General features: G+C 45.2%; 6 protein-coding genes. 3 read left to right on the plus strand and 3 right to left on the minus strand.

Translation table 11 applies throughout. The features are described 5' to 3' along the window. Positions 1-220: 220 nt before the first annotated feature. Together QUB70_RS31235 and QUB70_RS31240 are read right to left on the minus strand one after the other, a co-directional pair. Positions 221-586 carry a DUF5615 family PIN-like protein gene (locus QUB70_RS31235; protein ID WP_332985636.1) on the minus strand — a complete coding sequence of 122 codons (366 nt, stop codon included), beginning with the start codon at positions 584-586 and terminating at the stop codon, positions 221-223. Further along, complete coding sequence (locus tag QUB70_RS31240; RefSeq protein ID WP_332985637.1) at positions 583-882, minus strand: DUF433 domain-containing protein; 300 nt, start codon at positions 880-882, stop codon at positions 583-585. Before QUB70_RS31240 ends, QUB70_RS31235 begins: the two co-directional genes overlap by 4 nt. 334 nt (positions 883-1,216) lie before the next feature. On the opposite strand from QUB70_RS31240, the gene QUB70_RS31245 reads away from it, so the two are divergent. Together QUB70_RS31245 and QUB70_RS31250 are read left to right on the plus strand one after the other, a co-directional pair. Then, entirely contained in the window at positions 1,217-1,501 is a 285-nt protein-coding gene (locus tag QUB70_RS31245; RefSeq protein ID WP_332985639.1) for a DUF2470 domain-containing protein, read from the plus strand. Positions 1,502-1,689: 188 nt separating this feature from the next. Beyond that, positions 1,690-3,330 carry an AAA family ATPase gene (locus QUB70_RS31250; RefSeq protein ID WP_332985641.1) on the plus strand — a complete coding sequence of 547 codons (1,641 nt, stop codon included), beginning with the start codon at positions 1,690-1,692 and terminating at the stop codon, positions 3,328-3,330. A gap of 141 nt (positions 3,331-3,471) precedes the next feature. On the opposite strand, the gene QUB70_RS31255 is transcribed toward QUB70_RS31250, so the two are convergent. Then, positions 3,472-4,545, minus strand: coding sequence for a DUF3616 domain-containing protein (locus QUB70_RS31255; RefSeq protein WP_332985643.1), 1,074 nt, complete (start codon positions 4,543-4,545; stop codon positions 3,472-3,474). A 511-nt stretch (positions 4,546-5,056) separates the two neighbouring features. On the opposite strand from QUB70_RS31255, the gene QUB70_RS31260 reads away from it, so the two are divergent. Continuing rightward, positions 5,057-6,160 carry a site-2 protease family protein gene (locus QUB70_RS31260; RefSeq protein WP_332985644.1) on the plus strand — a complete coding sequence of 368 codons (1,104 nt, stop codon included), beginning with the start codon at positions 5,057-5,059 and terminating at the stop codon, positions 6,158-6,160. Positions 6,161-6,361 lie beyond the last annotated feature (201 nt).

The following is a 6,361-nucleotide window of genomic DNA, read 5'->3' on the forward strand; positions in this document are numbered from 1 at the left end:
TAAGTTTCCCACGATCCAGATCAATGTCAATACTACCCTTGACAATTTCCCTTTTTCCTTAACTTGTCACCAATGCTCGATGCCCACAACGATTATAGGTAATCTGTTACGATCGATCTGTGGGGCGATCGGCGGTTGAAAAGGCATCTGGTCAAACAAAGTCCACCTACGCCGACTGGGGATGTAAAGACTTTAATCGCACTTTACTTAATCAAGATGCTTACTCTTCAGTCCAAGCGCTGATAAACTCTATTTGATTTTGCATTTCTGTCGCTGACTTGGCAGAAATTAGTCTCAACAGGCGGCGCATTTGTTCCCCTACAGAATAAGTTTGTTGTCCTAAAATAATTCCTGCATGAAAATCACCTCTTTCTAACCAATTAGTATGGATTCTATAAAAATCCCTTGTGTTGAAACTATAAATTACCCTTTGATTGGCAAAAGCCCAACTCAATTGCTCTTCATCACTGCGAGATAACATCCCTGTTTCGGCAACTGTAATGACATCCACGCCACGAGTTTGTAAAGCTTGGAGTAGTTTTTTGCTGCGTGAATCTTCATCTAAGTAAAGACGAATTTGGCTCATATTATTTCCGGCGTTTTTTGGCTGTGTAATGCTGCCAAATGCTCATATTCCGCTTGTTCTACCGCTAAATCTGCTTCAATTTCTGCTTTATTTGCTTGATAATAAGTCAGTGCAGCATAAACCTGTGCTAAGGTTAGATGATCCAAATCTACTGCTATTTCCTCAGCACTATTACCTTGTTTGTATAAGGCTGCGATGCGTTGCACTGATGTGGCAGTACCTGCAATAATAGGGATGCCATTGCGAAGGTTCGGATCGCGGGTAATTAAAGTGCCAATATCAGTTAAAGTTGGCATAGGTGAATCTGGGGTTAAAAATTATAACTTAAGTATAGCATAAATTTATTATTGTTGAATTTTTTTAACTTAATTTATGAAATATTTTGCCCTACTGTTGTTGCTAGTTTGTACGAAGAGCGCAGACTTGTTTCGGCATCAGGATACTTTTCCCAGAATTTCCTGAGTGCTGATTGAGAGATAACGTGCGTACAGTTCCTGGATAACAAACTAATTTACGCATCGATTGGACTCTCGCTAGAATCATTTGAATTTCAAATTAGCAAATTGCGAAGTATTTTGTCAACTCCGATTTGCAGTACAATCGATCGATATTGCATCTGAGGAATCTCCCATGTCAGAACAGTTTTCCACTGAGATTAGCGATCGCATCTGCACTCACATGAACGAAGACCACGCTAGTGCTGTCGTGCTATACGCTCGAGCATTTGGCAACCAACCGCAGGCTACCGAAGCTCAAATGCTCGCTATTGATGCCAACGGCATGGATTTAACCGCTAAAGTAAATGACGAAACAGTGCCCGTCAGAGTAAATTTCGATCGCACTTTAAAAGACGCCGAAGATGCTCACCACACTCTCATTGAAATGGTAAAACAAGCTCGAAAAGTTGCGAAGTAGTCACTTGCGTACTATTCTGTTATAATTTTAAAGTTCGCAGTACGGACTTTAGTCCGGTTAAATAGTGGTTAAAGACTAAAGTCCTTACTACCAACCTTAAGCTGGATTAAATGATTTTAAGGACTAAAGTCCTGACTGCCAACAAAATATATAATCAAGTTGAATTTACACCGAAATTATTAAATAAAATGACAAAAAATCACCCTAATTCCAAAGAATTAGATGTCGCCAATAGCAGTAAAAATAACCATTTCGAGGCACTGGTAAAGCGACTAGATTTGATGATTCGCGCCCGCTATTCGCTGCTGTACATTGTCGGCGCAGAGGAGGAACCGGTCGAAGCCGTAATTGCCCAAGTAGCGCTGCAAGTAACTCCCGCGCGCCGGGTATTGCGGTGGGATATCGTGCGCGGCTGGGAAGATAACGGTTCTGGGAAAGGTTCGGTAATGGCGGCTCTCGATCGCGTCAGCAAAACTGCTGTTGAAGAATATACCATATTTGTGCTGCGGGATTTGCACCCAATTTTGAAATATCCCTACACCGACAAAAATGCTCCGGTAGTGCGGGAATTGCGGAATTTGACGCGGGAATTGAAGCGCAGCAAAAAAACAATAATCCTCACTTCTCACACGCTGGAATTGCCGGAGGAATTGAAAGAAGAAGTAACAGTAATTGATTTCCCTTTGCCCAACGTCCAAGAAATCGACAGTTTAATTTCCCACGTTGTAGAAAATCCGCAACAGTTGCAAGTTAGCGGCTTAGCAAGAGAACAGTTGGTTAAAGCTTGTCAGGGTTTGAGCCGCGCTCGAATCGGGCGGGTTTTGGCTAAAGCGTTAGCCGCAAAACAGCAAATTAACGAGTCAGATATTGATGGAGTTTTGGAGGAAAAACAGCAAGCAATTCGCCAGACGGGAATTTTGGAGTTTTTCAACTCCAGAGAATCCCTGAAAAGTGTGGGCGGATTGGAGAATTTGAAACAGTGGGTAAAGATGCGGCAAGATGCTTTTACTGACGAAGCGCGACGCTACGGAATACCCAATCCTAAAGGCGTTTTGTTAGTAGGAATTCAAGGAACGGGCAAATCTTTATCGGCGAAAACTATTGCTTGCGAATGGCGTTTACCGCTGCTCAGGTTGGATACTGGGAGGTTGTTTGGCGGCGTGGTCGGGGAAAGCGAAAGCCGCGTCAGGCAAATGATACAATTAGCAGAGGCGATCGCACCTTGCGTTTTGTGGATCGATGAAATAGATAAAGCCTTCGGCAACATTATCAGCGGTGGCGACGGCGATTCGGGAACTTCGCGCCGGGTATTCGGCAGTTTGATCACTTGGATGCAGGAAAAAACCAGTCCGGTATTTATTGTCGCAACTGCAAATAACGTGCGGATTTTGCCGGCTGAGTTGCTGAGAAAGGGCAGGTTTGATGAAATTTTCTTTTTGAATTTGCCCTCAGAATCGGAACGGCAAGATATTTTTAAAGTACATTTGCAGCGTTTGCGGCCGACTAGATTGCGGGAGTTTGATTTGGCGGTTTTGGCGAAACGCGCTGAGAACTTTAGCGGTGCAGAAATTGAACAAGTCGTAATAGATGGGTTGTATCGAGCCTTTGGAACTTTTGTAAACGGACAGCGCCGGGATTTGATGACGGAGGATATTTTGAGGTCGATCGAGGATACAGTACCTTTAGCTGCGATCGCGCGATCGCAAATTGAAGATTTGAAGCGGTGGGCGGCGGAAGCAGGTGCGAGAACAGCTTCTAACGATACTCGCTTAATTGATGAATTGAAACGCTACAGTCGGCCGCTGGGAGGGGATGCGATCGACAATTAAACCAGTTTGTATGGTGCCTCAGTTAATGTTTAATTAATTATCGAAAAAATCCCATCTGACGCACCTTCACAAATCGCATGGTGCGTCAGTTTATGGCTGATTAATTCTCTCAAATATTTCCCGTTCTGACGCACCCTACTACTACAAACCCAACCTAAAAACATCAGCAAAAATAGCATTTTCTTCCACCATTCTCCCCGCATCCGGCGAATCGTAAACCACCAACAGCGAATTCTGCCCCCCCAAATAGGGAAACAGGCTCAACCCCTCAGCATTGTCCGTACCAACCTTAAAAGGCAAATCAAACAATACCTCCAAATCTCCTCCATCTTGTCCAGTAATACTGTCGCCGGATCGCCCTAAAATTCCCCTCAACCGAAAAACCCTCATCTCCCCAGATAAAGTCATCGTCGGCCCGGCTAAAACAATCAAATCTTCCCCATTCCAGCACAATTCTCGCACGCCCAAACCGTTCAAATCAACAAAATGCTTCTTGTACAATTTCCCTCCTTCCCCAATTGCCTTAAGCCTTAAAACTCCCGGTTCTCCCTCTTCAACTTCTATCTCTAAAATTATCGCCCAACCCCGCAGCACCGGCCCCCGCAAACCGAGCAAAATCCGATTTCCGCGCACCGCCAACCCTTCAATATCAAAGCCATTTTCTTTACTCGGAATCGGCACAGAGAAATATAGACCGAGGTGGCTGTCATCTTTGAGCGCGTCTGTCAGCAAATTCCCCGTTTCTGTCCGCTGAAGGCATCCAACTTTCTGTTCCCTTTGATTGTCTGAATGGGGAATTGACTCGCACAAAATCCCGTCTTTCATAGGAATGCGCGCCAGTAAATAGCGGTTGACTTCTGTCTCGATTTGTGCTAATCTTTGAATGTCTTTTTCGGGGTCTTTGCCTTTAGCTTTTTTGCGTTTTGTACTGTGAGAACCGACCACCCAAAGATAATCGCTGCTGAAATCAATTCCTTCGATATCGATTTCGGATTCTCCCGAAAGTTGAATAAAATCGGCGATCGCAAATCTTTGATGTTCTCCAAAAATATGAGGCGCGACAGGCGACAAACGCTCGATCGAAGTCGTTTCATCGGAACCCAGCCACAAATGACCGTCGGGAGTTAAAGCAACAGCGGATAAGTCTGTAATAATATCAGCGGCTTCGCTGTTGAATTGCAGCAGCAGGCGACCGAGAAAAAAAGATTCTGGCATAATTATTAGCACCTAAACTATTCTTAGGGTAAGTCATTATAGCTAAATCTGCTTGAAACTCATAGGTTGCACCATTCTCAATCAGGCTTTTATGGGCGGGCTAGAAGCCCACCCCACAATAAAATTTAATTTTTGTGGAACAGGCATCTTGCCTGTTCATGACGGGCAGGATGCCCAACTCCTACTCCCCACAAGAAAATTGATCTGTTGTGGAACAGGCATCTTGCCTGTTCATGACAGAGTTGCAAGATTTGAGTTAAAACCGACTCAAAACTAAAACAGAAAATTAAAACAAATATCCTCCTCAAGCCTCATAGCGAGCACTTCCGTTTTGAGACAGGGATTTTTAACGCCTAGCGGGCCAAACCGCAGCCGGCGGTGATTATTCCGCAAACCGAACCTCCACAGACGGATAACACCCTAATTGAAACATTAACATCGCCGTTACGTTTCGTTACGATAGGGAGACAGAGAGAAAAAACTCTCCCCATAATATCAGAGGTAGCCAATTATGAACGGTACATTTCGCGTCGGCAACCTGTTTGGAATTCCCTTTTTTGTCAACGCATCTTGGTTTTTAGTTCTGGGTTTAGTAACCTGGCAGTACGGCGGCGCACTAGCTGCCCTGTTTCCCACATTGGGCCCCGTAGCGCCTTGGATGCTGGGATTATTGGCAGCGCTGCTGTTATTTGCTTCCGTCTTAGCCCACGAATTAGGACACAGTTGGGTAGCTATCAAACAGGGAATTGGCGTGAAATCAATTTCGCTATTTCTGTTTGGCGGACTGGCTAATTTAGATAGAGAATCCAAAACCCCCGCCGAAGCATTTTGGGTAGCAATTGCAGGCCCGTTGGTCAGCTTATTTTTATCCGGTTTGTTAACAGCGATCGGCATCGGCGCCGGTCTCACAGGCCCCGCAGCCGCGATCGTAGGACTTTTAGCTTCCATCAACTTAGCTTTAGCCTTATTTAACTTAATTCCCGGTTTGCCCCTAGACGGTGGCAACATCCTCAAAGCGATCGTCTGGAAAATTACCGGCAACCCTTACAAAGGCGTAATTTTTGCTAGCCGCGTCGGTCAAATAATTGGTTGGATCGCGATCGGTACAGGCATATTCGGCAATATTTGGAATCTAGTAATCGGTTGGTTCTTGCTGCAAAATGCCGGTCAATCTGCACAATATGCCACAGTCCAAAATGAACTGGCAGGCCTGACAGCCGCAGATGCTTTGACCCCTGAAAGCCCGATCGTCTCCCAAGACTTGTCCCTCAGAGAATTTGCCAACAACTACGTGATCGGTAGCACTCAAACCTGGCGCAGGTTCCTAGTTACCGATGATGCGGGACAATTGGTAGGGGCGATCGACCTCGACGACCTCAAAACCATTACTACCGGACGCTGGCCCGAAGTTTTAGTTAAAGAACTCCTGAAGCCGATCGAATTTTCCACAACCGTCAAACCAGAATTATCCCTCCTCGAAGTCGTCACCCTCCTGGAACAACTCAAAGTACAAGAACTCCCCGTCATTCGCGAAAACGGTGTCCTCGTCGGACTTGTAGAAAAAGCGGAAATTGCCCGCCTGCTGCAAAGACGAGCCCAAGCGAACCCTGCTTGATATTCTCAGATACTTGACAAATAACAATTAACCCCCTCGATTTCTCTTACCAAAAGGGCGATCGGGGGGTTAATTGTATAGGACTTACGCAACCGCTATAAGTCAATACGGTTAAGTTAAGCTCGATCCCCCCTAACCCCCCTTAAAAAGCAGGGTGGATTAATTGTCATCCTAGAAATAGGTACGTAGTTGGGCTTTAGC

Source organism: Microcoleus sp. A003_D6 (assembly GCF_036702825.1).
GTDB lineage: Bacteria > Cyanobacteriota > Cyanobacteriia > Cyanobacteriales > Microcoleaceae > Microcoleus.

What these genes read in the sequence shown, in the direction of transcription:
- QUB70_RS31235 (WP_332985636.1), bottom strand. Translation starts at nt 586, where the DNA reads ATGAGCCAAATTCGTCTTTACTTAGATGAAGATTCACGCAGCAAAAAA.
- QUB70_RS31240 (WP_332985637.1), bottom strand. Translation starts at nt 882, where the DNA reads ATGCCAACTTTAACTGATATTGGCACTTTAATTACCCGCGATCCGAAC.
- QUB70_RS31260 (WP_332985644.1), top strand. Translation starts at nt 5,057, where the DNA reads ATGAACGGTACATTTCGCGTCGGCAACCTGTTTGGAATTCCCTTTTTT.
- QUB70_RS31255 (WP_332985643.1), bottom strand. Translation starts at nt 4,545, where the DNA reads ATGCCAGAATCTTTTTTTCTCGGTCGCCTGCTGCTGCAATTCAACAGC.
- QUB70_RS31250 (WP_332985641.1), top strand. Translation starts at nt 1,690, where the DNA reads ATGACAAAAAATCACCCTAATTCCAAAGAATTAGATGTCGCCAATAGC.
- QUB70_RS31245 (WP_332985639.1), top strand. Translation starts at nt 1,217, where the DNA reads ATGTCAGAACAGTTTTCCACTGAGATTAGCGATCGCATCTGCACTCAC.